Source organism: Lysobacter yananisis (assembly GCF_031199375.1).
In the GTDB taxonomy this organism is placed as follows: domain Bacteria; phylum Pseudomonadota; class Gammaproteobacteria; order Xanthomonadales; family Xanthomonadaceae; genus Lysobacter; species Lysobacter yananisis.
In genome coordinates, this window is the sequence record NZ_CP133568.1 from 2,989,124 (window position 1) to 3,011,300 (window position 22,177).

General features: G+C 65.8%; 21 protein-coding genes and 1 tRNA gene. 16 read left to right on the top strand and 6 right to left on the bottom strand.

From position 1 onward, the window contains the following. Positions 1 to 25 precede the first annotated feature (25 nt). The 12 genes from RDV84_RS12660 (at position 26) to queE (ending at position 11,471) form a co-directional block, all read left to right on the top strand. Complete coding sequence (locus tag RDV84_RS12660; RefSeq protein WP_078995538.1) at positions 26 to 1,981, top strand: potassium transporter Kup; 1,956 nt, start codon at positions 26 to 28, stop codon at positions 1,979 to 1,981. A 1-nt stretch (position 1,982) separates the two neighbouring features. Beyond that, positions 1,983 to 3,083: an SMI1/KNR4 family protein gene (locus RDV84_RS12665; RefSeq protein ID WP_309153594.1), complete on the top strand. Its 1,101-nt coding sequence runs from the start codon at positions 1,983 to 1,985 to the stop codon at positions 3,081 to 3,083. A gap of 123 nt (positions 3,084 to 3,206) precedes the next feature. Continuing rightward, positions 3,207 to 4,235, top strand: a complete 1,029-nt coding sequence (gene ruvB / locus RDV84_RS12670) for a Holliday junction branch migration DNA helicase RuvB (protein ID WP_078995536.1) — start codon at positions 3,207 to 3,209, stop codon at positions 4,233 to 4,235. A gap of 49 nt (positions 4,236 to 4,284) precedes the next feature. Next, positions 4,285 to 4,728, top strand: a complete 444-nt coding sequence (ybgC, locus tag RDV84_RS12675; RefSeq protein ID WP_309153595.1) for a tol-pal system-associated acyl-CoA thioesterase — start codon at positions 4,285 to 4,287, stop codon at positions 4,726 to 4,728. A gap of 181 nt (positions 4,729 to 4,909) precedes the next feature. After that, on the top strand, positions 4,910 to 5,692 hold the full coding sequence (tolQ, locus tag RDV84_RS12680; protein WP_057948748.1) for a protein TolQ: 783 nt from the start codon (positions 4,910 to 4,912) through the stop codon (positions 5,690 to 5,692). A gap of 105 nt (positions 5,693 to 5,797) precedes the next feature. Beyond that, positions 5,798 to 6,241, top strand: coding sequence for a protein TolR (gene tolR, locus RDV84_RS12685; RefSeq protein WP_057948747.1), 444 nt, complete (start codon positions 5,798 to 5,800; stop codon positions 6,239 to 6,241). Continuing rightward, positions 6,238 to 7,197 carry a cell envelope integrity protein TolA gene (tolA, locus tag RDV84_RS12690; RefSeq protein ID WP_057948746.1) on the top strand — a complete coding sequence of 320 codons (960 nt, stop codon included), beginning with the start codon at positions 6,238 to 6,240 and terminating at the stop codon, positions 7,195 to 7,197. The genes tolR and tolA overlap by 4 nt, the downstream gene beginning before the upstream one ends. Continuing rightward, positions 7,197 to 7,670: a hypothetical protein gene (locus RDV84_RS12695; RefSeq protein ID WP_309153596.1), complete on the top strand. Its 474-nt coding sequence runs from the start codon at positions 7,197 to 7,199 to the stop codon at positions 7,668 to 7,670. Before tolA ends, RDV84_RS12695 begins: the two co-directional genes overlap by 1 nt. Before the next feature lie 284 nt (positions 7,671 to 7,954). Continuing rightward, on the top strand, positions 7,955 to 9,274 hold the full coding sequence (gene tolB, locus RDV84_RS12700) for a Tol-Pal system beta propeller repeat protein TolB (RefSeq protein WP_057948744.1): 1,320 nt from the start codon (positions 7,955 to 7,957) through the stop codon (positions 9,272 to 9,274). Between the two features lie 118 nt (positions 9,275 to 9,392). Next, the gene (pal, locus tag RDV84_RS12705; RefSeq protein WP_057948743.1) at positions 9,393 to 9,917 is read left to right on the top strand and encodes a peptidoglycan-associated lipoprotein Pal; all 525 of its coding nucleotides are present in this window, start codon (positions 9,393 to 9,395) and stop codon (positions 9,915 to 9,917) included. Positions 9,918 to 9,963: 46 nt separating this feature from the next. After that, positions 9,964 to 10,779, top strand: coding sequence for a tol-pal system protein YbgF (gene ybgF / locus RDV84_RS12710; RefSeq protein ID WP_309153597.1), 816 nt, complete (start codon positions 9,964 to 9,966; stop codon positions 10,777 to 10,779). A gap of 8 nt (positions 10,780 to 10,787) precedes the next feature. Then, positions 10,788 to 11,471: a 7-carboxy-7-deazaguanine synthase QueE gene (gene queE, locus RDV84_RS12715; RefSeq protein ID WP_309153598.1), complete on the top strand. Its 684-nt coding sequence runs from the start codon at positions 10,788 to 10,790 to the stop codon at positions 11,469 to 11,471. 333 nt (positions 11,472 to 11,804) lie between these two features. Here queE and katG read toward each other — a convergent pair whose 3' ends face one another. Together katG and RDV84_RS12725 are read right to left on the bottom strand one after the other, a co-directional pair. Next, entirely contained in the window at positions 11,805 to 13,919 is a 2,115-nt protein-coding gene (gene katG / locus RDV84_RS12720) for a catalase/peroxidase HPI (protein WP_309153724.1), read from the bottom strand. Positions 13,920 to 14,123: 204 nt separating this feature from the next. Then, a complete protein-coding gene (locus tag RDV84_RS12725; RefSeq protein ID WP_197414756.1) occupies positions 14,124 to 14,486 on the bottom strand; it encodes a c-type cytochrome in 363 nt (120 codons plus the stop codon). 916 nt (positions 14,487 to 15,402) lie between these two features. On the opposite strand from RDV84_RS12725, the gene queC reads away from it, so the two are divergent. Continuing rightward, positions 15,403 to 16,101 carry a 7-cyano-7-deazaguanine synthase QueC gene (gene queC, locus RDV84_RS12730; RefSeq protein WP_309153599.1) on the top strand — a complete coding sequence of 233 codons (699 nt, stop codon included), beginning with the start codon at positions 15,403 to 15,405 and terminating at the stop codon, positions 16,099 to 16,101. Between the two features lie 89 nt (positions 16,102 to 16,190). Next, positions 16,191 to 16,266 (top strand) — tRNA-Lys (locus RDV84_RS12735). 300 nt (positions 16,267 to 16,566) lie between these two features. Here RDV84_RS12735 and RDV84_RS12740 read toward each other — a convergent pair. Continuing rightward, positions 16,567 to 19,305 (bottom strand): nSTAND1 domain-containing NTPase, encoded by a 2,739-nt coding sequence (locus RDV84_RS12740; RefSeq protein WP_309153600.1) that lies wholly within the window; start codon positions 19,303 to 19,305, stop codon positions 16,567 to 16,569. A 254-nt stretch (positions 19,306 to 19,559) separates the two neighbouring features. On the opposite strand from RDV84_RS12740, the gene RDV84_RS26375 reads away from it, so the two are divergent. Next, on the top strand, positions 19,560 to 19,901 hold the full coding sequence (locus RDV84_RS26375; protein WP_425606269.1) for a DUF3024 domain-containing protein: 342 nt from the start codon (positions 19,560 to 19,562) through the stop codon (positions 19,899 to 19,901). A gap of 41 nt (positions 19,902 to 19,942) precedes the next feature. On the opposite strand, the gene RDV84_RS12745 is transcribed toward RDV84_RS26375, so the two are convergent. Continuing rightward, on the bottom strand, positions 19,943 to 20,362 hold the full coding sequence (locus RDV84_RS12745; protein ID WP_309153601.1) for an H-NS histone family protein: 420 nt from the start codon (positions 20,360 to 20,362) through the stop codon (positions 19,943 to 19,945). A 51-nt stretch (positions 20,363 to 20,413) separates the two neighbouring features. On the opposite strand from RDV84_RS12745, the gene RDV84_RS12750 reads away from it, so the two are divergent. Beyond that, on the top strand, positions 20,414 to 20,737 hold the full coding sequence (locus RDV84_RS12750; protein WP_309153602.1) for a DUF3658 domain-containing protein: 324 nt from the start codon (positions 20,414 to 20,416) through the stop codon (positions 20,735 to 20,737). Positions 20,738 to 20,741: 4 nt separating this feature from the next. On the opposite strand, the gene RDV84_RS12755 is transcribed toward RDV84_RS12750, so the two are convergent. After that, positions 20,742 to 21,332 (bottom strand): hypothetical protein, encoded by a 591-nt coding sequence (locus RDV84_RS12755; RefSeq protein WP_309153603.1) that lies wholly within the window; start codon positions 21,330 to 21,332, stop codon positions 20,742 to 20,744. A gap of 184 nt (positions 21,333 to 21,516) precedes the next feature. After that, the gene (locus RDV84_RS12760) at positions 21,517 to 21,825 is read right to left on the bottom strand and encodes a hypothetical protein (RefSeq protein ID WP_309153604.1); all 309 of its coding nucleotides are present in this window, start codon (positions 21,823 to 21,825) and stop codon (positions 21,517 to 21,519) included. Positions 21,826 to 22,177: the final 352 nt, after the last annotated feature.

Sequence of the window (22,177 nt, forward strand, 5' to 3'; positions counted from 1 at the left end):
GGACACCGCCCGGAATCTGACGACAATGTCTTCTACCGTTCCCTCTTCCGACAAGCACGCCAAGCACGCTCACGGCCACGACGGCGCGAACGGACACGGCTCAGGCCATCACGGGCCCAAACAGGGGCTTCCCGGGCTGGTCGTCGGCGCGATTGGCGTCGTCTTCGGCGACATCGGCACGAGCCCGCTGTACACGCTGAAGGAAGCGTTCTCGCCGCACTTCCACCTCACCAGCAACCACGACACGGTGCTCGGCATCCTGTCGCTGGTGTTCTGGGCGCTGATGATCGTGGTGACGGTCAAGTACGTCACCATCATCATGCGCGCCGACAACGACGGCGAAGGCGGGATCATGGCGCTGATGACCCTGGCCCAGCGCACGCTGGCCAAGGGCGGGCGCTCGGCGTACGTGGTCGGCATCCTCGGCATCTTCGGCGCCTCGCTGTTCTTCGGCGACAGCGTCATCACCCCGGCGATCTCGGTGCTCGGCGCGGTCGAGGGCCTGGAGGTCGCCGCGCCCGGCCTGCACCGCTTCATCGTGCCGATCACCGTCTTGATCCTGGTGATGGTGTTCCTGGCCCAGCGCTTCGGCACCGAGAAGGTCGGCAAGGTGTTCGGGCCGATCACCATGATCTGGTTCGTGTCGCTCGCGGCGATCGGCGTCTACAACATCATCCAGGGCCCGGAAGTGCTCAGGGCGCTCAACCCGATGTGGGGCGTGCGCTTCTTCATCGAACACGGCGCGCAGTCGGTGCTGATCCTGGGCGTGGTGGTGCTGGCGGTGACCGGCGGCGAGGCGCTGTACGCCGACATGGGCCACTTCGGCGCCAAGCCGATCCGCTACGCCTGGTACATCATGGTGCTGCCGAGCCTGATGCTGAACTACCTCGGCCAGGGCGCGTTCGTGCTCAACCATCCGCGCGCGGTGGTCAACCCGTTCTTCGAATCGGTGCCGTCGTGGGCGCTGTACCCGATGATCGTGCTGGCGACGATGGCCGCGGTGATCGCCTCCCAAGCGGTCATCACCGGCGCCTACTCGGTGTCGCGCCAGGCCATGCAGCTGGGCTACATCCCGCGCATGCAGATCAAGCACACCTCGTCGAGCACCATCGGCCAGATCTACGTGCCGTACATCAACTGGATCCTGGCGATCGCGGTCATCACCGTGGTCCTGGCGTTCCGCAGCTCGACCGCGCTGGCCACCGCCTACGGCATCTCGGTGTCGGCGACGATGCTGATCGACACCCTGCTGCTGGCCCTGGTCGCGCGTGCGCTGTGGCCGCGCTGGCGCAAGTGGGTGCTGCCGCTGTGCGTGCTGTTCTTCGTGGTCGACGTCGGCTTCGTCATCGCCAACGGCGCCAAGTTCTTCGACGGCGCCTGGTTCCCGCTGGCGCTGGGCCTGATCGTGTTCACCCTGCTGCGCACCTGGCGCCGCGGCCGCGAACTGCTGCACGAGGAAGTGCGCAAGGAAGGCATCTCGCTCGACAGCTTCCTGCCAGGCCTGATGCTGGCGCCGCCGGTGCGGGTGCCGGGCACGGCGATCTTCATGACCGCCGACAAGGGCGTGGTGCCGCACGCGCTGCTGCACAACCTCAAGCACAACAAGGTCCTGCACGAGCGCAACGTGTTCCTGACCGTGGAGACCCTCGGCGTGCCGTACGCGCCGAAGGAGAAGCGGCTCAAGATCGAGGCCATCGGCAACGACTTCTACCGCGTGCTGATCCGCTTCGGCTTCATGGAAGTGCCCGACGTGCCGCTGGCGCTGATGCGCTCGTGCGACGCCGGCGGCATCTACTTCGATCCGATGGACACCACGTATTTCGCCAGCCGCGAGACCGTGGTCGCCAGCCGCCACCGCGGCATGCCGATCTGGCGCGATCGCCTGTTCGCCTTCATGCACCGCAACGCAGCGCCGGCGACCGGGTTCTTCCGCATACCGGGCAACCGCCTGGTCGAGCTGGGCGCGCAGGTCGAGATCTGAGATGGCCGGCAGCGTCCTGGACTGGCGCGTCTATGGCCGCGCGCCGAGCCTGGACACGTTCTGGGACGAGGCCGGCAACCTCGGCCAGGCCGCGGCCGGCGCCGACGACATCGCCGCGACTCAGGCGCGGCTGGGGATCGAACTGCCGCCGTGGCTGCGCGCCTTGTACGCGCGCTACGACGGCGGCGCGGTGCGGATGGCGCGGGCCGCGTCGCTGCACAGCGAAGACTGGATCGATGCCGACTGGCTGGTTCCGCGCGCGCGGCTGCTGCCGCTGGCCGAGTGGTTCTCGCTGGCGGAGCTGCGCCGGCGCGAGGACTACCGCGACGACGCCTTCGCTGCGCTGGCCGCCGACGACAGCCGTCTGATCGCTATCGCCCTGGGCGAGGACAACGGCACTCTCTGCCTGGACTACAGCGCCGGCGGCGAACCGCGCATCGTGCTGACCGACCAGCGCCAGCGCCTGCGCGAGTATCCCGATCACACCGCGTTCCTGGCCGACCTGGTCGAAATCCAATACTGGAACCCGGCCCTGCAGGCGCGCCACGACCCGCGGCAACGACTGCGCTGCGACCCGCGCCCGCCGAGCCTGGACACGTTCTGGAGCGGCCCGGGCTACTGGGCCGACGCCGCCGCGCCGGCCGACGAAGCCGCGCTCGCCGCCGCCGAAGCGCGCCTGGGCCTGCGCCTGCCCGCGCTGCTTCGCGCGCTGTACCTGCGCCAGGACGGCGGCAGCACCGAATTCGTCTGGGCGCCGCTGCGGCGTCAGCCGTCCTGGCACCTGTACGACTGGGAAAGCGTCGTCCCCGGCGACAGCGTGGCCGCGCTCGCCGACCTGCGCACGCTGGCCGACTGGGCCGCAGATTTTCAGGGCAGCGATGCGCTGTACGGCTTCGTCCGCAACTACGCCGGCTGCGAGCGCCTGTTGATCCTGGCCTCGCACAACATCGAATGGCTGCTGTGCCTGGACTACCGCGAGCGCGGTCCGCAGCAGGAACCCGAGGTCGTGTATTTCGAATACTTCGGCGAACTGGTGGCGAACTATCGCGCCCGCGACTTCCACCGCTTCTTCGCCGACCTGCGCCGGGGCGAACTGGAGTAGCCGCGGCCGGCGCCCGGCGGTTCGCGCCGCGGCGGGGCGGCGCACTTGTCCACAGCGCGTGCCGCGTCGATCCGATGGCTCGCGCCACTGCGCCCGCGCCCCGTCCCATGCGAACATAGCCGCATGAACGATCAGCGCATCATCGGCTCCGGCGCCACCCGCGAAGACGACGCCCTGGAGGCCTCGATCCGGCCCAAGCGCCTGGACGAATACCTCGGCCAGCAGCCGGTGCGCGAGCAGCTCAAGATCTACATCGAGGCCGCCAAGCACCGCGGCGAGGCGCTCGACCACGTGCTGATCTTCGGTCCGCCGGGCCTGGGCAAGACCACGCTGAGCCACGTCATCGCCAACGAACTGGGCGTCAACCTGCGCCAGACCTCCGGCCCGGTGATCGAGAAGGCCGGCGACCTGGCCGCGCTGCTGACCAATCTGCAACCGCACGACGTGCTGTTCGTCGACGAAATCCACCGCCTCTCGCCGCTGGTCGAGGAAGTGCTGTACCCGGCGATGGAGGACTACCAGATCGACATCATGATCGGCGAGGGCCCCGCGGCGCGCTCGATCAAGATCGACCTGCCGCCGTTCACCCTGATCGGCGCGACCACCCGCGCCGGCCTGCTGACCGCGCCGCTGCGCGACCGCTTCGGCATCGTCCAGCGGCTGGAGTTCTACAACGCCGAGGAACTGACCAAGATCGTGCGCCGCTCGGCGCAGATCCTCGGCATCGCCTGCGAGGCCCAGGGTGCGGCCGAGATCGCCAAGCGTTCGCGCGGCACCCCGCGCATCGCCAACCGGCTGCTGCGGCGGGTGCGCGACTACGCCCAGGTCCGCGCCGAAGGCCACATCGACCGCGCCGTGGCCGATGCGGCGATGGCCATGCTCAAGGTCGACCCGGAAGGCTTCGACGACCTCGACCGGCGCCTGCTCAAGATCATCATCGATTCCTTCGACGGCGGTCCGGTCGGGGTCGAGTCGCTGGCGGCCGCGCTGAGCGAGGAACGCGGCACGCTCGAGGACGTGATCGAGCCGTTCCTGATCCAGCAGGGCTACCTGATCCGCACCGCGCGCGGCCGCATGGCCACCTCGCGCGCCTACCGCCACCTCGGCCTGGACCCGCGCGAGCGGCCGGGCGAGCCGGGAGAACTGTTCTGATGGCGACCGCTTCGACGCCCGCCGCGGCCGGCCCGCGCGGAGATCGCGCATGAGCGCGCCCGAGCCGGGTTCCGGCGCGGTTCCCGGCTTATTCAGTTGGCCGACACGCGTCTATTGGGAAGATACCGACGCCGGCGGGCTGGTGTACCACGCCCAGTACGTGGCCTTCATGGAGCGCGCGCGCAGCGAATGGGTGCGCGCCCTGGGCTACGCCCAGGACGGCCTGCGCCGCGAGCACGGGCTGCTGTTCGTGGTCGCCGGCATGCAGATCGGCTTCCTCGCGCCCGCGCGGCTGGACGACGAACTGCAGGTCACCGTGCAGCTCGTGCGCTGCCGCCGCGCCAGCCTGGTCTTCGCCCAGCGGGTGATGCGCGGCGCGCAGCGGCTGGTCGAGGCCGAAGTGAAGGTCGCCGCGGTCGACGCGCAGCACCTGCGCCCGTGCCCGATCCCGCCGGCGCTGCACGCGCAGCTGCAGGCGCAGGAAGCGCCGTAACCGGACGCGTTGCAGGCGGCTTCACGCACCCGGTAGTAAAACCCGCGCCATCCCGATTCCCAGCTTCGTCCCCACCTGCTTCCCCCCACCGCTTCAACCCCACGACACCCTGCGGCCCGTTGACTCCCGACGCGCCGCACGCCCCACACAAGCCCGCGCGCCGGGCGACGGAGAACCGAGCATGACGTCATCGCTGATCGCGCTTCTGGCCACGACTGTGCAAGCCTTGCCGGAGGAAGCCACCCAGGCGGTGACCCAGGGCGCCGCCGCCGCCGGCCAGGCCGCCGCGGAATTCAGCCTGCTGGACCTGGTGATCAAGGCCAGCCTGCCAGTGCAGTTCATCATGGCGCTGCTGGTGGTCGCCTCGCTGACCTCGTGGTTCATCATCTTCCGCAAGTGGAAGGTGATCCGCCGCGCCAAGGCCGAGGCCGATCATTTCGAGGAACGCTTCTGGTCGGGCGCCGAACTGTCCAAGCTCTACGCCGGCACCACCGAGCGGGCGCGCAACATCGGCGGCCTGGAGGCGATCTTCGAGGCCGGTTTCCGCGAGTTCAACCGCGTGCGCCAGCGCCGCGGCGTCGACGCCCGCGCCCAGATCGAAGGCGCCCAGCGCGCCATGCGCGCGACCGGCTCGCGCGAGGTCGACGGCCTAGAGCACAACCTGGAACTGCTGGCCAACATCGGCTCGACCTCGCCGTACATCGGCCTGGTCGGCACCGTGTTCGGCATCATGGTGACGATGCACTCGCTGGTCTCCGCGTCCAAGCAGGTCGGCATCGCCGACGTCGCCCCGGGCATCTCCGAGGCGCTGCTGGCGACCGCGATGGGCCTGTTCGTGGCGATCCCGGCGGTGTGGGCCTACAACCGCTTCGCCACCGGCGTGGAGCGGCTGGCGGTGCGCTACGACGCGTTCTCCGAGGAGTTCTCCTCGATCCTACAGCGGCAGGCCCACCTGGACGAGTGATGCGGGCGATCCGTTCCGCACCGCACAGCCCGCGCCGCGGGCGCGCGCCGGGCGCTACGACGGCGCCGCGCCCCGCCTGATCAGGCGCCACCAGAGGAACCCGCCATGTCCGGCACCATCCGCCGCCCCAACAAGCGCAAGCTCAAGGCCGACATCAACGTCGTGCCGTACATCGACGTCATGCTGGTGCTGCTGATCATCTTCATGGTCACCGCGCCGCTGCTGACGCTCGGCGTCGACGTCGACCTGCCCAAGTCCAACGCCAAGTCGAGCAACACCAAGACCGATCCGGTCGTGGTCCAGGTCGACGAAGCCGGCAATTTCTTCCTCACGGTCAAGGCCGGCAACAAGGAAGCGGTGACCGCGCAGGACCTGGCCGCCAAGGTCGGCGCCATCGTCAAGCAGAACGACAAAGAGAAGCTGCAGGTCTACATCGCCGGCGACGGCCGCGCCAATTACCAGCCGGTCATGGATGCGATGAACATCCTGCAGAGCGCCGGCGTCGAGAAAGTCAGCCTGATCAGCCAGCCCGAGAAGGGCAGGAAATGAGGGAGACCCGCGCCGACTCGGTCCAGGCCGCGATCCTGGTCGTGCTGCTGCACGGCCTGCTGATCGCGGCGTTGATCGTCAGTGCGCTGCTGAACTGGAACAGCGGCGCGGTGTCGGCCGCCGGCTCGCCGGTGTCGACCGAACTGGCCGAGATGAGCGACCTGTCTGCGGCGATGCAGCGCACCCTGCGCAGCAAGGTCGAGCCGGTCCCGCAGCCGCAGCCCGAGCCGGAGCCCGAAGAGGCCGAGCCGCTGCCGCAACCGGTCGCCGAGCCCAAGCCGCAGGATGCGGTGTCGCCGCAGCAGCAGTCGCCACAGGACTTCATCCCGGTGCCCGACGCCACCAGCCAGGAGCAGGTGGTCGACACGCCGACGCCGAATCCGGCCGAGGACAAGAAGCTGCAGGACGCCAAGGCGCGCCAGGAGCAGGTCGACCTGACCGAGCAGAAACGCCAGGAAGAGGCGCAGCAGAAGCAGCGCCTGGCCGAGCAGCAGGAAGCCGAGCGGCAGAAGAAGCTCGAAGAGATCCGCCGCGAGCGCGCGCGCCTGCAGCGCGAGCAGAACCTGGCCGAGCAGAAGCTGCAGCAGCTCGCCGACCGCCGCGCCAGCCAGGCCAGCCAGACCGCCGCGGCGACCGCGCCGGCGCAGCAGGCCGGCAACCAGGGCACCGACACCGGCCTGCTCGCGCGCTACCAGGCGGCGCTGCAGTCGGCGATCAAGAACAAGTGGACCCGCCCGGATTCGGTTCCGCTCGGCGCGGCGTGCCGGCTCAACATCCGCCAGTTGCCCGGCGGCCAGGTGATCGCGGTGGAAGTGATCGAGCCCTGCGCCTACGACGAGGCCGGCCGACGCTCGGTCGAGGCCGCGGTGCTCAAGGCCCAGCCCTTGCCCTACGCCGGCTTCGAGAGCGTGTTCCAGCGCAGCCTGATCCTGAACTTCCGCGCCGAGGACCGCTGATGCGCGCCGCGGCCCGCTCGCTTGCGCGCATCGCCGCCGTGGCCGCCGGCCTGGCCGCGATGCCGGCCCTGGCGGCCCTGGCGGCCGAGATCGGCCGCGCCTGCGACACGCCCGAGCACTGCCTGCCGCAGAACCAATTGCGTTACTACGAAGTGCTGCGCCAGGCCATCGGCCAGCACTGGCAGGCGCCCGCCAGCGCCGCCGCCGACAGCGCGTGCACGCTGGAGCTGACCCAATCGCCGGGCGGCAAGCTGGTGTCGGTGCGCACGATCCAGCCCTGCGACCTCGACCCGGGCGGCCGCGACAGCTTGCTGGCGGCCGCGCGCGCGGCCAGCCCGCTGCCGTACCAGGGCTACCAGCAGGTGTTCCGGCCGGTGTTGCGGCTGAGCCTGCGCGTGGCCGAACCCGACGATCCCAAGGAACGGGAAGAGAGCCGGCTCAAGCGCTGGTGGCAGCGCATGCGCGATCGCTGAACGCGGCAGCCGAACGCGCCGCCGCACGGCCGTGCCACGCCGTGCCGTGCCGCTTCGGGCGGTCGGCTGAACGGGCGGCCGGGCGGGCAGGGCGCTTGCCCCGCTGCGTCGCTTGCTGCCGATCGCGGGCGTTCGCTGCACGTTTTGTGCGCCATTCGCCCGCGTCCGGACGCCGCTAACGCACTGAAACGTAAATTGACGCCGGGTTTTGAGCCCACGTTCACCCAACAGCGTTAACAATGCCGAACCTGAACAAACCCCCGTTGGATTCTCACGGAGTGCCGATGAAACGACCCCTGCGCTGGCTGGCCACGCTGCTCGCCGTCCTGCTTCCCCTCGCCGCGTCTGCCCAGCAGAAGGGGTTGGAGATCGACATCGTCGGCGGCCTGGCTTCGGCCACTCCGATCGCCGTGGTGCCCATGCCGTACCAGGGCGGCGGCGCGGCTCCGCCGACCGACATCGCCGAAGTGGTCCGCAACGACCTCAACCGCTCCGGCCAGTTCCGCGGCCTGCCGGTCGAGCAGATGGCGGCCAAGCCGACCCGCGGCAGCGAGATCAGCTTCCCCGACTGGCGCGCGCTCAACCAGGACTTCATCGTGGTCGGCCGCGTGCTCGACGCCGGCGCCGGCAGCTACCGGGTCGAGTACGAGCTGTACGACGTGGGCAAGCAGCAGCGCCTGCTCGGCTTCGCCCTGACCGCGCGCGCCAACGCCATGCGCGACGTCGCCCATCAGGTCGCCGACGCGGTCTATGAGAAGATCACCGGCGTGCGCGGCGCGTTCTTCACCCGCATCGCCTACGTCACCGCGACCGGCGTCGGCCGCGGCAGCAACTACGCGCTGATGGTCGCCGACTCCGACGGCTACAACCCGCAGACCGTGGTGCGCTCGCCCGAGCCGCTGCTGTCGCCGTCGTGGAGCCCGGACGGCAACCGCCTGGCCTACGTCAGCTTCGAGGGCGGCAATTCCTCGATCTACATCCAGAACATCGGCACCGGCAGCCGCGAACTGGTGGCCAAGTTCCGCGGCATCAACGGCGCCCCGGCGTTCTCGCCCGACGGCCGTCGCCTGGCCCTGACCCTGTCGCGCAGCGGCAACCCCGAGATCTACGTGATGGACCTCGGCAGCAAGGCGCTGACCCAGCTGACCAACCACTTCGGCATCGACACCGAGCCGACCTGGTCGGCCGACGGCAACAAGATCTATTTCACCTCCGACCGCGGCGGCAAGCCGCAGATCTACTCGGTCGCGACCAGCGGCGGCAGCGCCACCCGGGTCACCTTCCAGGGCAGCTACAACGCCAGCGCCAGCGTGTCCTTCGACGGCAAGAAGATCGCCACCGCCCAGGGCGCGGGCAACACCTACCGGATCGCGATGATGGATTCCAGCACCGGCGGCGCCCTGTGGAGCACCCTGTCGCCGGGCTCGCTGGACGAATCGCCGAGCTTTGCCCCGAACGCCTCCATGATCATTTATGCTGCGCGCGAAGGACGCCGTGGCGTGCTCTATGCCGTTTCCGCCGATGCCCGGGTGCGCCAGCGCCTGGTGCTCGCCGACGGCGACGTGCGCGAACCGGCCTGGGGGCCCTACCGCCTGCCGCGCTGACGCGCCGGCGGGCCCTCATCGCGCCGGCTCGCAGCCGCGCCGGTAGCGCCGAGCACCACGCCTGCAACAGCTCCCCGAACGACTCCTGCCCCACGTTACACACTGACGAGGAATACCCATGAACAACGCTGCCCGCATCCTGCTCGCCGCCGTGCTCTGCACCGCGGCCGTCGCCTGCTCGAAGAAGGTCAAGGAAACCGCGCCGACCGATACCGGCCCGGGTTCGACCACCACCCAGCCCGGCGACAGCACCGGCCCGGTCGCCTCCGGCGCCTACGGCCCGAACGACCTGGACACCGATGCCTGCCTGCGCCAGCGCGTGGTCTACTTCGACCTCGACCAGGATTCGCTGAAGCCGGAGTTCCAGGCCATCGTCGGCTGCCACGCCAAGTACCTGCGCGACCGTCCGTCCTCGCGCATGACCCTGGAAGGCAACGCCGACGAGCGCGGCAGCCGCGAGTACAACCTGGGCCTGGGCGAGCGTCGCGGCAATGCCGTGTCGTCGGCCATCCAGGCCAACGGCGCCTCGGGCAGCCAGATCACCGTGGTGTCCTACGGCGAAGAGCGTCCGGTCTGCACCGACTCGAACGAAGACTGCTGGGCCAAGAACCGTCGCGTCGAGATCGTCTACACCGCCAAGTGATCGGCGGCTCGACTTTCCGAAGCAACCCAGACGAGGCTGACCCGCGATGCTGAAGTCCGCAGAGCGCAAGTTCGTACTAGCCTTGGCAGTCGTGGCGGCCCTTGCGGCCGCCACGCCCGCTTTTGCCCAGCGCGCGAGCCTGGCCGACCGGGTCGCGGTGCTGGAACAGCGCGCGTCCGACAACCAGGCCAACATGGACCTGCTCAACCAGGTCAACCAGCTCAAGTCGGAAATGCAGGCGCTGCGCGCGCAGGTCGAGGAATTGCAGCAGCAGAACCGCCAGCTGCAGGAATCGGGCAAGGCGCAATACCTGGACACCGACAACCGCCTCAACCGGCTCGAAAGCGGGGCGCCCGCCGTCGCCGCGCCGGGTCCGCAGGCGTCCGCCGCCAAGCCTTCGCCGCCGTCGCCGGCGGTGAAGGACAGCGCGCCCAGCGTGCACGGCGATCCGGGCCTGCTGGCCCAGGGCGGCGACGAGCGTGCGGCCTACGACGCCGCGTTCAACGCGCTCAAGGGCGGCCAGTACGTCGAATCGGCGCGCCTGTTCCAGGAATTCCTGGCCGCGCACCCGAACGGCACCTACACGCCCAACGCGCTGTATTGGCTGGGCGAGAGCTACTACGTCACCCAGAACTACCAGCTCGCGCAGGAGCAGTTCCAGTCCCTGCTCGACCGCTATCCGACCCACGACAAGGCCGCCGGGGCCCTGCTCAAGGTCGGCCTGGCCCAGTTCGGGCTGAAACAGGTCGACGCCGCCGAGCGCACGCTCGCCGACGTGGCCAACCGGTATCCCGGTACCGACGCCGCGCGCACGGCCGCCGATCGCCTCAACGCGATCCAGCTGAGCCGGCTGCGCAACTGAGTCCCATCGTGAACGCTGCCGTTGTCTCCGAGACGGCCGCCGCGCCGTCCTCCGAGCGCTTGCGGCTGACCGAAATCTTCCTGTCGCTGCAAGGCGAATCCGACAGCATCGGCTGGCCGACGGTGTTCGTGCGCCTGACCGGCTGCCCGCTGCGCTGCCAGTACTGCGACACCGCCTACGCCTTCCACGGCGGCGAGTGGTGGACGTACGAGTCGATCCTGGCCGAGGTCGCCAGCCACGGCGCCCGCCACGTCTGCGTGACCGGCGGCGAGCCGCTGGCGCAGAAGCGCTGCATCGAGCTGCTGAAGCGCTTGTGCGACGCCGGCTACGAGGTCTCGCTGGAGACCTCCGGCGCGATCGACATCGGCCCGGTCGATCCGCGCGTGTCGCGCGTGCTCGACATCAAGACCCCCGACTCCAAGGAAGCGCACCGCAACCTGTGGAGCAACCTCGCGCTGCTGAGCGCGCGCGACCAGATCAAGTTCGTGATCTGCAGCCGCGAGGACTACGAGTGGTCGAAGGCGATCGTCGCCGAATACGGCCTGACCGCGGTGTGCGCGGTGATGTTCTCGCCGAGTTTCCACCAAGTGCGCCCGCGCGACCTCGCCGACTGGATCGTCGCCGACCGCTTGCCGGTGCGCTTCCAGCTGCAACTGCACAAGATCCTCTGGGACGACGAACCCGGACGCTGAGCGCTCCGGCGCTTCGCGCTCATGTGGGAGGGCCTTGAGCGGCCCGACGCTGCGCGCTCCTGTGGAAAGACCTTGAGCCGCCCGGCGCCGCGTGCTCTTGTGGGAGGGCCTTCAGGCCCGACGCCTTTGTGCCAGATCGCCGTGCCACGACCGACGCCCGCACGACGCGCCGACCATTCTCGCGCCGCCGCCCCTTGCACAGGACGACGGCGCGAAACTCCGCGCGCATCGCATCGCTCCCGCTGCGATGCCCTCAAACAAGCCACCATCGAAGCGGCCCGCGGACACGGTCGGGCGCGTACCGCCCGACCGAGCCCTTTCGCCCAAGCCCGCTCAGCCGCGGTCGGCGTTCATGACCTTGGCCCAAGCGCGGACGAAGTCGTCGACGAACTTGCGCTTGGCGTCGTCGGACGCATAAACCTCCGCCACCGCGCGCAGTTCGGAGTTGGAGCCGAACACCAGGTCGACCGGCGTCGCCGTCCACTTCGCCGCGCCGGACGCGCGGTCCTTGCCTTCGTACAGACCCGGCGCCGCGGCCGACTTCGACCACACCGTGTCCATCGACAGCAGATTGACGAAGAACGCGTTGTCGAGCTGCCCCGGCGTGGCGGTAAGCACGCCGGCGTTCGAACGGCCGGCGTTGGCGCCGATCGCGCGCAGGCCGCCGACCAGCGCCGTCATCTCCGCCACGGTCAGATCGAGCGCGTCGGCCTTGTCGACCAGCGCCGCGGCCGGATCGAGCCCGGCCGCGGCCGTGTAGTAATTGCGGAAGCCGTCGGCCTTGGGTTCGAGATGAGCGAAGGAGGCGACATCGGTCTGCTCCTGCGCGGCATCGACGCGGCCCGGCGCGAACGGCACCGTCACCGCGTAGCCGGCCTTGGCCGCGGCCTGCTCGATGCCGGCGTTGCCGCCGAGCACGATCAGGTCGGCCAGCGAGACCTGCTTGCCGGACTTCGCGAACTCGCGCTGCACCGCATCGAGCTTGCCCAGCACCTGCGCCAGCTCGGCCGGATCGTTGACCGCCCAGCCGCGCTGCGGTTCCAGCCGCAGGCGCGCGCCGTTGGCGCCGCCGCGCATGTCGGTGCCGCGGAAGGTCGACGCCGAGGCCCAGGCGGTGCGCACCAACTGCGGCGCGGTCAGGCCCGAGGCCAGCAGCCGCGCCTTGAGCGCGCGCTGGTCCGCCTCGCCGAGCGCAGCGAAGCCGGGCTTGGGCAGCGGGTCCTGCCAGCCGAAGGTCTGGCTGGGCACGTCCTTGCCGAGGTAGCGCGCCTGCGGCCCGAGATCGCGATGGGTGAGCTTGAACCACGCGCGCGCGAACGCGTCGGCGAACTCCTGCGGATTCTCGTGCCAGCGATCGGCGATCTTGCGGAAGCCGGGGTCTTCCTTGATCGCGATGTCGGTGGTGAACATGATCGGCGCGTGGGTCTTGCCCTTGATGTGCGCGTCGGGCACCAGCCGCGCCGCGGACGCGTCGGTCGGTATCCACTGGGTCGCGCCGGCCGGGCTCTTGGTCTTGACCCAATCGAAGCCGAGCAGGTTGTCGAGGTACTGGGTGGTGAACTTGATCGGATTCGCCGACCACGCGCCTTCCAGCCCGCTGCTGACGGTGTCTTCGGCATTGCCCTTGCCGCACTTGTTCTCCCAGCCCAGGCCCTGTTTCTCCACGCCCACGGCGGACGGTTCGGCACCGACGCATTGTTCCGGCCTGTGCGCGCCGTGGGCCTTGCCGAAGGTGTGGCCGCCGGCGATCAGCGCCAGCGTCTCTTCGTCGTCCATCGCCATGTTGCCGAACGCGCGGCGGATGTCGGCGGCGGCGGACATCGGATCGTGGTTGCCGTTGGGGCCTTCCGGGTTGACGTAGATCAGGCCCATCTGGGTCGCGGCGAGCGGGCCCTTGAGGTTGCCCTTCGCGTCGCGGCGCCGGTCGGTCATCATCTTGGTTTCCGGCCCCCAGAACACCACGTCCGGCTGCCAGGCATCGACGCGGCCGCCGGCGAAGCCGAGGGTCTTGAAGCCCATGTCCTCGAGCGCGACGTTGCCGCTCAGCACCATCAGGTCGCCCCACGACAGCTTGCGTCCGTACTTCTGCTTGATCGGCCACACCAGCCGGCGCGCCTTGTCGAGGCTGACGTTGTCGGGCCAGGAGTTGAGCGGGTCGAAGCGCTGCTCGCCGCCGTCTGAGCCGCCGCGGCCGTCGCCGACGCGATAGGTGCCGGCGCTGTGCCAGGCCATGCGGATGAAGAACGGGCCGTAGTGGCCGTAGTCCGCCGGCCACCACGGCTGCGAGGTGGTCAGGGTCTTGCGGATGTCGGCCTTGACCGCGTCGAGGTCGAGGCTGGCGAACTCCTTGGCGTAGTCGTAGTCGGCGCCGTAGGGATTGGACTGCGTCTCGTGCTGGCGCAGCGCGGACAGATCCAGCGTCTGCGGCCACCAGTCGCGGTTGCCCATCGCCGCCGGCGCGGTCGGCGCGGGGATCTGGGCCGGCGCGGCCGCAGCGTGCGACGGGGTCGGCGTCGACGACACGGCGATGATGGCCGAAGCCAGGATCGATACGGCGATTGGGTGGCGCATGGTTGCCTCCTTCAGGCAGGAAAATTCCGCGAGATGCCGCGGTCGCGGCCTCGCGATCGTCGCGGTGTCGGCCGCGGCGGGTCAGTCGGCCGGCTGTTGCAGGTAAGCGATCAGCGCCGCGCGATGTTCGGCCTTGGCCAGGCCGTTGAAGGTCGGACACATGCCCGGATGCGTGGTCCGCGGCGACTCCAGGAACGCGTCGAGCCTGGCCGGGCTCCACTTGAAATCCTGGCCGCGCAGTTCGCTCGCATAAGCGAAGTGCGGCAGCGACGCCGCCGCGCGGCCGACGATGCCGTTGAGGTGCGGACCGGTCGCCGAGCGGTCGGCGGCATTCGTCGAATGGCACGCGGCGCAGCGGATGAAATGCTGTTTGCCTTCCTGCGCCGACGGCGCCGGTCCGGTCGACGAGGCGACGGCAGGGAACAGCGCGATGGCGATGGACATCATCGTCGCCGGCAATGGATACCGCCTCATGCGCTCGCCCCTGGTTGCGTCGGATCGAGCGTTCGCTCGAATGGGCGCCATGATTAGGCCCGCGTGGCCATCGGGAAAAATTGATTGTTCCGATGGTGGCTATCGACGGTTTCTATGAAAAAGTTTTCCAATGGACGAACGACGCAGGAAATGCGCGCGGCGTAGCGGAAATTTTTCGCACGCATCGACAAATGAACGATGGCGGCCGCGGTTTTCGATTCGCGCGCTCGCGTGTGCGCGTGCGCGGATTCGAGAGGTTCATCGGTAGTCGCTCGTGACGAAGCTTGCAGGTTGCGCGGGCTCGGGTTCGCGCGTTGCGACGGATGCTGCGATGCGTGCGCGCATTTGCGCCGGGTCGGATGCGGTTGTTCGCCGCGCCGACAGCGAGGGGCACGCCGGCGTCGCTTGAAGCGAGCGCGGCTACGGGTCGGGTCGTCGCGACACAACAAGCGCGTCGGACTTCCCACGCCGGCGGCGCGGCTGGCTTTGCGCCCGGGCAAGCCGGTTCCGGGCGGGGCGACATCGATGCGCCGATGCCGCGAGCACGCACCCGCAAGCGGCCACGAATCCGCCTGGCAGCCGGCCAAGGCAGGCATGAACGCCGCGGGCGCGGTTGCGGTAACCTTGCGCGGGACATCGGGCGCCCGTGCGCCTCGGCGTCCGGCGGCCCCTGGCTTGGGATCGCACCGCTGCGGGGCCGCCCGCGACGGGCCCGAGCTTCGCCGCGACGCCTCGGAGCCCCGCACTGCCGCGGCGCGCCCGCGCGGGGCCGGCCGAAGCCTGGTGCCCAAGCCGGCGCCTTCGCCCGGAACACCTAAGTTATTGATCAACCTGATATGCCGGGTGGCGCACCTGCCGCCGAACCCGCTGCCGGAGTCTTGTCGAAATGAAAAAAGCCGTCGTCCTCGTCTCCGGAGGCATGGACTCCGCCGTCGTCGCCGCCATTGCCCGCGAACAGGGTTTCGTCGTGCACGCGCTGAGCGTGCGTTACGGCCAGCGCCACACCTCCGAACTCGACGCCGCTGCGCGCATCGCCGAATCGATCGGCGCGGCCGCGCACAAGACCGTCAGCGTCGACCTGCGCAGCATCGGCGGCTCGGCCTTGACCGACGAGAGCATCCAGGTGCCGCTCGACGACGACGGCCACCCGGTCGGCCAGGACGCGGCCAAGGACGCGATCCCGGTGACCTACGTGCCGGCGCGCAACACCATCATGCTGTCGATCGCGCTCGGCTGGGCCGAGGTGCTCGGCGCCAACGACATCTTCTGCGGCGTCAACGCGGTCGATTACTCCGGCTATCCCGATTGCCGGCCCGAGTTCGTCGAGGCCTTCGAGCGCCTGGCCAACCTCGCCACCAAGGCCGGGGTCGAGGGCGCCGGGCTGCGCGTGGTCGCGCCGCTGCAGTTCCTGAGCAAGGCCGACATCGTGCGCGAAGGCGTGCGCCTACGCGTGGATTTCGGCCAGACCGTGTCGTGCTACAAGGCCGACGACGCCGGCCGCGCCTGCGGCCACTGCGACGCCTGCCGCCTGCGCGCCGAAGGCTTCCACGCCGCCGGCGTGGCCGATCCGACCCGCTACGTCTGAACAGGCGCGGGGCAGGGGCCTGACTCGGGCCCCGTCCTGGGCTAGAATGCCCGGCTCCGGCGCGTCCGGAGCCTTGCAGCCACTGCATCGGGTCGTTAGCTCAGTCGGTAGAGCATCGGACTTTTAATCCGCTGGTCGATGGTTCGAATCCATCACGACCCACCATTCCCCCGCGGTCAAACCGCGTCTCTCCGCCACAGTCCCTCGTGAAAAGGCCTTATTTTCGGCCTTTTCGTCGTTGGCCTGTGGACTTGTCAAATATCCACAACCCTCAATTTGGCGAAAATTTCGCCAAATTTTCTCTGTTTTCTCCCCTCCTATGGACTGCAAACCAGTGGATTGGTTTTTAGGGGGCCTATAGATCAATGGGTTACTCGTTGATTTTTCAACGAGTTTTATTCTGAACAAACATACGTGCCGGATTCTAACCAGCAACCAATGCCTGTTCCGCGACATGGTGCAGGGTCAGAACCCGAGTTTGCGTTGGGTATTGACATCGTCATTCGACGTCCTATCTTCGCCCGCCCAAGTCGCAAATCTGGTGAGGCCTCCAAGCACGCGCATCGCGGATGCTGGTTTCCATTTTGCTCCTACGGCCTCCGCGAGCATCGCGCCGGCCAACTCTCTATCCCCGTTTGCTTGCCGTAGCGACTCGATGGCTATTTGAACTATTGATTGCTGAAGGATCGCTTTTTTCGCCCTATTGAGGAGTTCCACTTCGGAATCCCACCGGCCCTGCAGTTCAATTACATCAGTGCTTGCGTCGATTAGTCCGAGAGCAGAGGCGTCGGAGGCCGCATTCCGAAGCCTCATGGTTTCTAGCTCAGCTTTGCTCACTTGGCCTGCGCTAAGAACTTTCTTCAATAGTTCTTGTAGGCGCGCTGGTGATGCGCTACCCAGAAATAGGCCAGCCATGGACTTCCCCGATGCGAGAACACCCAACTGCGCGCCGGTGCCGTCTGCCCTTCCTATCCCTCGTGGTCTCAACTCTATCAGCCCCGCAAATAGTAGCCAGCTCTTCAAATTCGCGGCGTACTGACGCAAGGTTGCTTCCGAAAAAACGGTATTTCTAGGTTGCTGATCATCGAAGAATTGCATCCACGTTTCATAGCTGACGATTTGATCTTTGGACCAAGAGCGCTCGATTGCTCGATTAACCACGTGCCTGGAAAGTTGGTTGCGAGCAACAATAGCGACCGCAGTAGGCGACAGATTTGTCAGGTGGCTTGGTAGCTGGTAATTTCCCGCGCCGTCAGCGTCAACCAGCTGTAGTGCCACTAAATCACCCAGAAGATTGAATGTCGGGCCTTCCTTCAACGACAGCCTCAACGCCAAGCTCGCCGCAGATAGAGGGCCTTCCTTTTTTAAGACGTCCAGTGCTCTTGCGCCGACTGGCGGTGTTCGTTGAAATGTTCTGGTCCAGGGAATCTGGGGAACTCGTTCTTCTATTAGGTAGTCTCTAAAGATATCCCAATAGATCACGTAGTTCATGCCGCTCCTAACCAGCAGATGCTGATTAATGAGTAAGTTTGTCGTGTCTCGAGAGAAGCTCTCTTCTACTTCGGCTACCGGCACCGGTGCTTTGGCCGCAACGAACTTTAGACAGCGAAGATGCTCGTCTTTTAGCTGTTCTAAGTCTTCTTTAAAAAGCTGCTCAATATCTAGCTCTCGTTCAAGTAGTAGATATTGAGATTCGTGCGTTGATACTCGTTGCAATACATGAACTAGGAGTTTTTTGAGAAGCCAAGGCAATCCCTGGCATTGCTCGGCCAAGCGAGAGCGTACCGCCCGGGACAATTTTTTCCCTATGGCTTTCTCAGCTTTCGAAATTACACGATCGATTTCGCCGCGCCCAAACTCACCCACCTTGAATGTCTTGCGACGATCTGCCAGCTCATGCCAGAGATGATATGCAGGGTGTTGCTGGGGAAGGGAGACATCGGTCTTCCATGCGAAACCTAAGACGATGGGGGCTTGCGCGGAATCAATGTCTAGAGTCAGGTCGCGGACGGCGTTGAATACTTCAAATAAGCTTTCCTTGGCAAACAGCTCTTCAAACTGGTCGAAAAGTAAGACGGCGACTCTACCTGAATCTCGTAATTGTTCGATTGCTCGACGGACATCGGGTGAATCGAGAGGTTCGCGTAAGCTGTGGATTTTGAGTGCATTCTTCTTATTGGGTGCACCTCGACTCAGTGCGTCTTTCAGCGCCAAGCGGAGGGCTTCCGCGACGAAAGCCGCGTTACTGGCAGATCGAGAGTCAACGGCAGTGATAGAAGCGTTTCCAATGCTGCCCGAGCCGGCTTTATGTACCAGTTTCAGTGAGAGCGAACTTTTACCCCATCCGCTAGGCGCAAGTACTGAAAATGAGCGCGTAGAGGTTGCTCCGACGCGCACGTGTTCAATGAACGTCGAAATGCTTTTGATAACGTCATCCCGCCCAACGAAGTCAATTGGACGTGCTGGCCGAGGATCCTCCCAGGCATCTCCCGCGATTACCCTGGCCACTGGGGCTCTAACAACTGGAATGATCTTTTTTGCCACTTCGCTGCCAAGTGACAGTGGCTGTAAGGCAGCGTACCTCGGCGCTGCTTGGGCTACAGACAGCGCTTCTTTCTGATTTGATGGGTGCCCAGTTCGCGCGTCGAAGACGGCATAACGAGTAGGAATTCCATCCTCAAGCAATTCAACCAGCCACGAAAGGCGGGCGGGTGTTACTACTAAGCTCCAGTCTCCAATGTCTTGACCATCAAGGCGATGAAGAATGGTGAGCGGATCAACAATGGTTCGTTGATCAATTAAGACATCTATGGTGCGAGTAGGGGAATACCATACGAACTTTCGAGCGTGTTCTGGATCATGTTGAATTTCATCCCACAGCCCTTTGCCATCCTTGGTTAAGTCGCTGGTGGTGAAGAGCCAGCCTTGGTCAGCTCTGCGGAAAACAACATTTCCCATGAGCTTGGTAATTACGTCTGCTGATATTGGATCTCTATGAGCCTTGCATTCAACCAAAATAGTGGTTGGTCTATCCTCACTTTTCGCTAAGATATCGAGTTCCATACCGGTGACTCTGAGCCGCTGCTCTGCTCTAAGTCGCATCGGCTTGAGAATTTCGACAATGAATTCCTCGTAGAAAGTCCCCTTGTCGTCATTGCTCCAGTCGGCCGGCACTGAAAATAATAAGTGGCGCATCTCAGACATTCCATTCCCCTGTGTGCCCAAGGCTGAACTTTAGCTCGCGGGCGAAGGGCTTACTAGGGTCGTTGCATCCAAGGTCGCACGTTCCTGATGCGCAATCCTCTATGATTCTGTTCGTCCGAGCGCATTGCACGCGACAACCGGGTGGATCCCCAGGACTTCGTCGACGTCTCGCGGCCACGGGCTTTGGCATAGGGGGACGGTGGGAGTTCCGTGTCGACGCGTTGCTTCACTACCTGTGGAGCTAAACTCTGTGAATGCTCAACGACATTGAACGTAAGCGTGCCGAGAAGACCATCGCGAGGCTTCTAAGACCTCGCCACGGTACTCACGTGAAGTCTGGCGGGACCATACTCTACCGAGTGATGGGCCAGGCCATCGAGATCTACTCTGCAAGACCGGCTTACGACGATCCTGGCGAGATCATCGAGATCCCGATTGTCAAGGTTCGGTACGTTCGAACGCGGCAAGTCTGGCAACTTTTTTGGTTTCGGGCTAGCGGTAAGTGGCAGGGGTATGAGCCAATGCGTGAAGCAGGAGACTTGGCGGAACTCGTGGATGAGGTCTGGCGTGACCCCTATTACTGTTTCTGGGGATAGCTCTCGTCCGTGAGATGCACTTCGCCTCGCGCAGTCAGGTGTCAGCCTTGCTTGACGAGTCTCCGTTTACCGATTGAATTTGTCTTCCGAGCGGTTGGCTTTGCCAAGCCGGGGATTAGGAAGTCAGTGGGGTGCTGTCCAAATCTGATCTTTTTGGCTAGCCAACGCGGCATGCTCCCTCGGCCAGACCAATAGTTGCGCTCATTGTCTGGATCGCGATACTTGGGCGCGACCTTGTTCGGCTTGCGGCGCGCTCCACGCGTTCGTCGAACCGGCTGGGCTGCCGGCTGATCGCCAAAGAGTTCCTCGATCGTGTAGCCGTGGCGGGCGGCGAGCGCGATCGCTTGCCGACGCACAAGTACGGCGGCGCGACGCTTTGATAGCAGCTTTTTTCGCTTCTCTGCGGCGGCCAGGAGCGAAGTCAGTTCGCGAAGATTGAGCTTGTCGATTTCTATATTCATGTCGCCAAGCCTCCAGTCATACGAGCAGCGTGTCAACCGAGGGGAAATCAAATGGAGAGGTATAGCTCGGAGTACGAGGCGCCGGATGCGCCGCCCGATGAGAATGCGCTCAAACTGATTGCAGTACTTCGGCCAGGTCAGATCCAAGGGATCGATACGGCCCTGCTCAACGCCTGCGACCATCGCTGGCGCAAGGTCGCTTGGGTTGTCGGCACCGTCATGGACAACATGCCTGACCGCGTGCCGGGCATTCCCGATAGCTTCTACGCTAAGCGCGTGGCGGAGATGGTGGCCACGGGGCGCCTTGAGGCCCAAGGCGACCTGTCGCGGATGCGTTACAGCGAAGTGCGGCTCGCTGCTGGCGTCGTCCGCTGAGCGACTAGCGCCACTCGCCGCGGCGAGCATCGAGCAGCTTGAGGCCTTTCCGCGGCGCGTAGCGCCAATGGTCAAACGTCGCCTCCTGCATGATGCACTTCGCCTCAATGAGCTTCGCATCGCGCTTGATGCAATGGCGATATCGCGGGCCGTACCAGTCCATCATGCTCATGCCCATCGGCAGGTTCTCGATGAGCCAGTAGCCGGTGAAGGTGTCCGGTGTGTACGTGACGTGGTCCAGAGCCTCGAACACGGTCATTCGATTGCTATCGAAACGCTGCTGGCGCTCGGCGTGTTCGCGCACGAAATCGTCGTAGCTAGGAATCGCGCTCTTGTCCGCGCGCCAGTCGTACCAGCGAGTCTTGATGCCGATCTGATCCCACCGCGTGATCGCGGCGATGAGCGCCTCCTTGAACGGCGCGAAAACCCACTCGCCCGGTCGCAAGAATGTCAGGTCACTCTCTTCGCCTGTGCCTGTCGCGGCGTAGGGTCTCTCGCTCAGTTGCTTGCGCAATAATTCTGCTTCTTCACGCTCGCTTTTTGCTCGGAAAAAAAGAGCATCGCCCCAGAGTGACTTCCCGCGCGGCAACTCCACGCTGGCCGGGTCCTTCCCAATTTCACTGTGCAACATGGTCTTGCCACGCCCCTGTGTGTCTTCTCTAGATATTGATGCGCCAGCCTACACCCGCCGCTCTCAAGAAAGCGTAACGGTAGTTAATAGATGGATCACACAGCTTCCGAGCTTGGCGGCAGCGCTCAAGGCCAAGACGTATGCGCCGTCAAGCCAGAGCTAGGTCGCCTGCATCGGCCCAGTTCAGCGGCCCGCAGCGAGGGCCAAGCTCAAGGCGCCAACCAGAATGTTTCGATCGATGATGTGCCGCCCAGGTTGGGCCGAACGATTCCTCGACAGACAGCAGCTTCCGGTGCACCAGGCGCCCTGGATTGCCCCACTCATCCCGCTCGCGAACTTCCTCGATGATCGCGAAGGACTTCTGATCGCTGTAGACGACAGGTTCACGACGCGTGCGCAGGCGGCACTCGTAGCGGGATACACAAATGCCGAAGTTGGCGTGCGCGGGGCGGACCATTTTTCTGTCTCAATACTTCGGTGTGCGCCCCAGGATCGGGTGGCTGGCCGCGAGCAGCTTGCCGTTCGCTCCGGCGGAACGTCGGGAAGGTACCGGCCCCCAATCTCACCGCCCGCGACGTGAGCCGTGCGTCCAAGGAGCGCAAAAGGAGCGCATTTTTAACATCTCCTTGGAAAATTCCAAGATCGACCTGCTAACTGTGTCGCGTCAGTCGTGATTGGGCTTGACGCCGCCCGGCGCGTCGGATCAATCTCGCCGGGCAAGACCGCAGACCTAAGGGAGCCGCCAACGATGGCGTCCCCGACCGCAACACACTTTGGATGATCGAGCCCAATCGGCAGTAACTCCATAT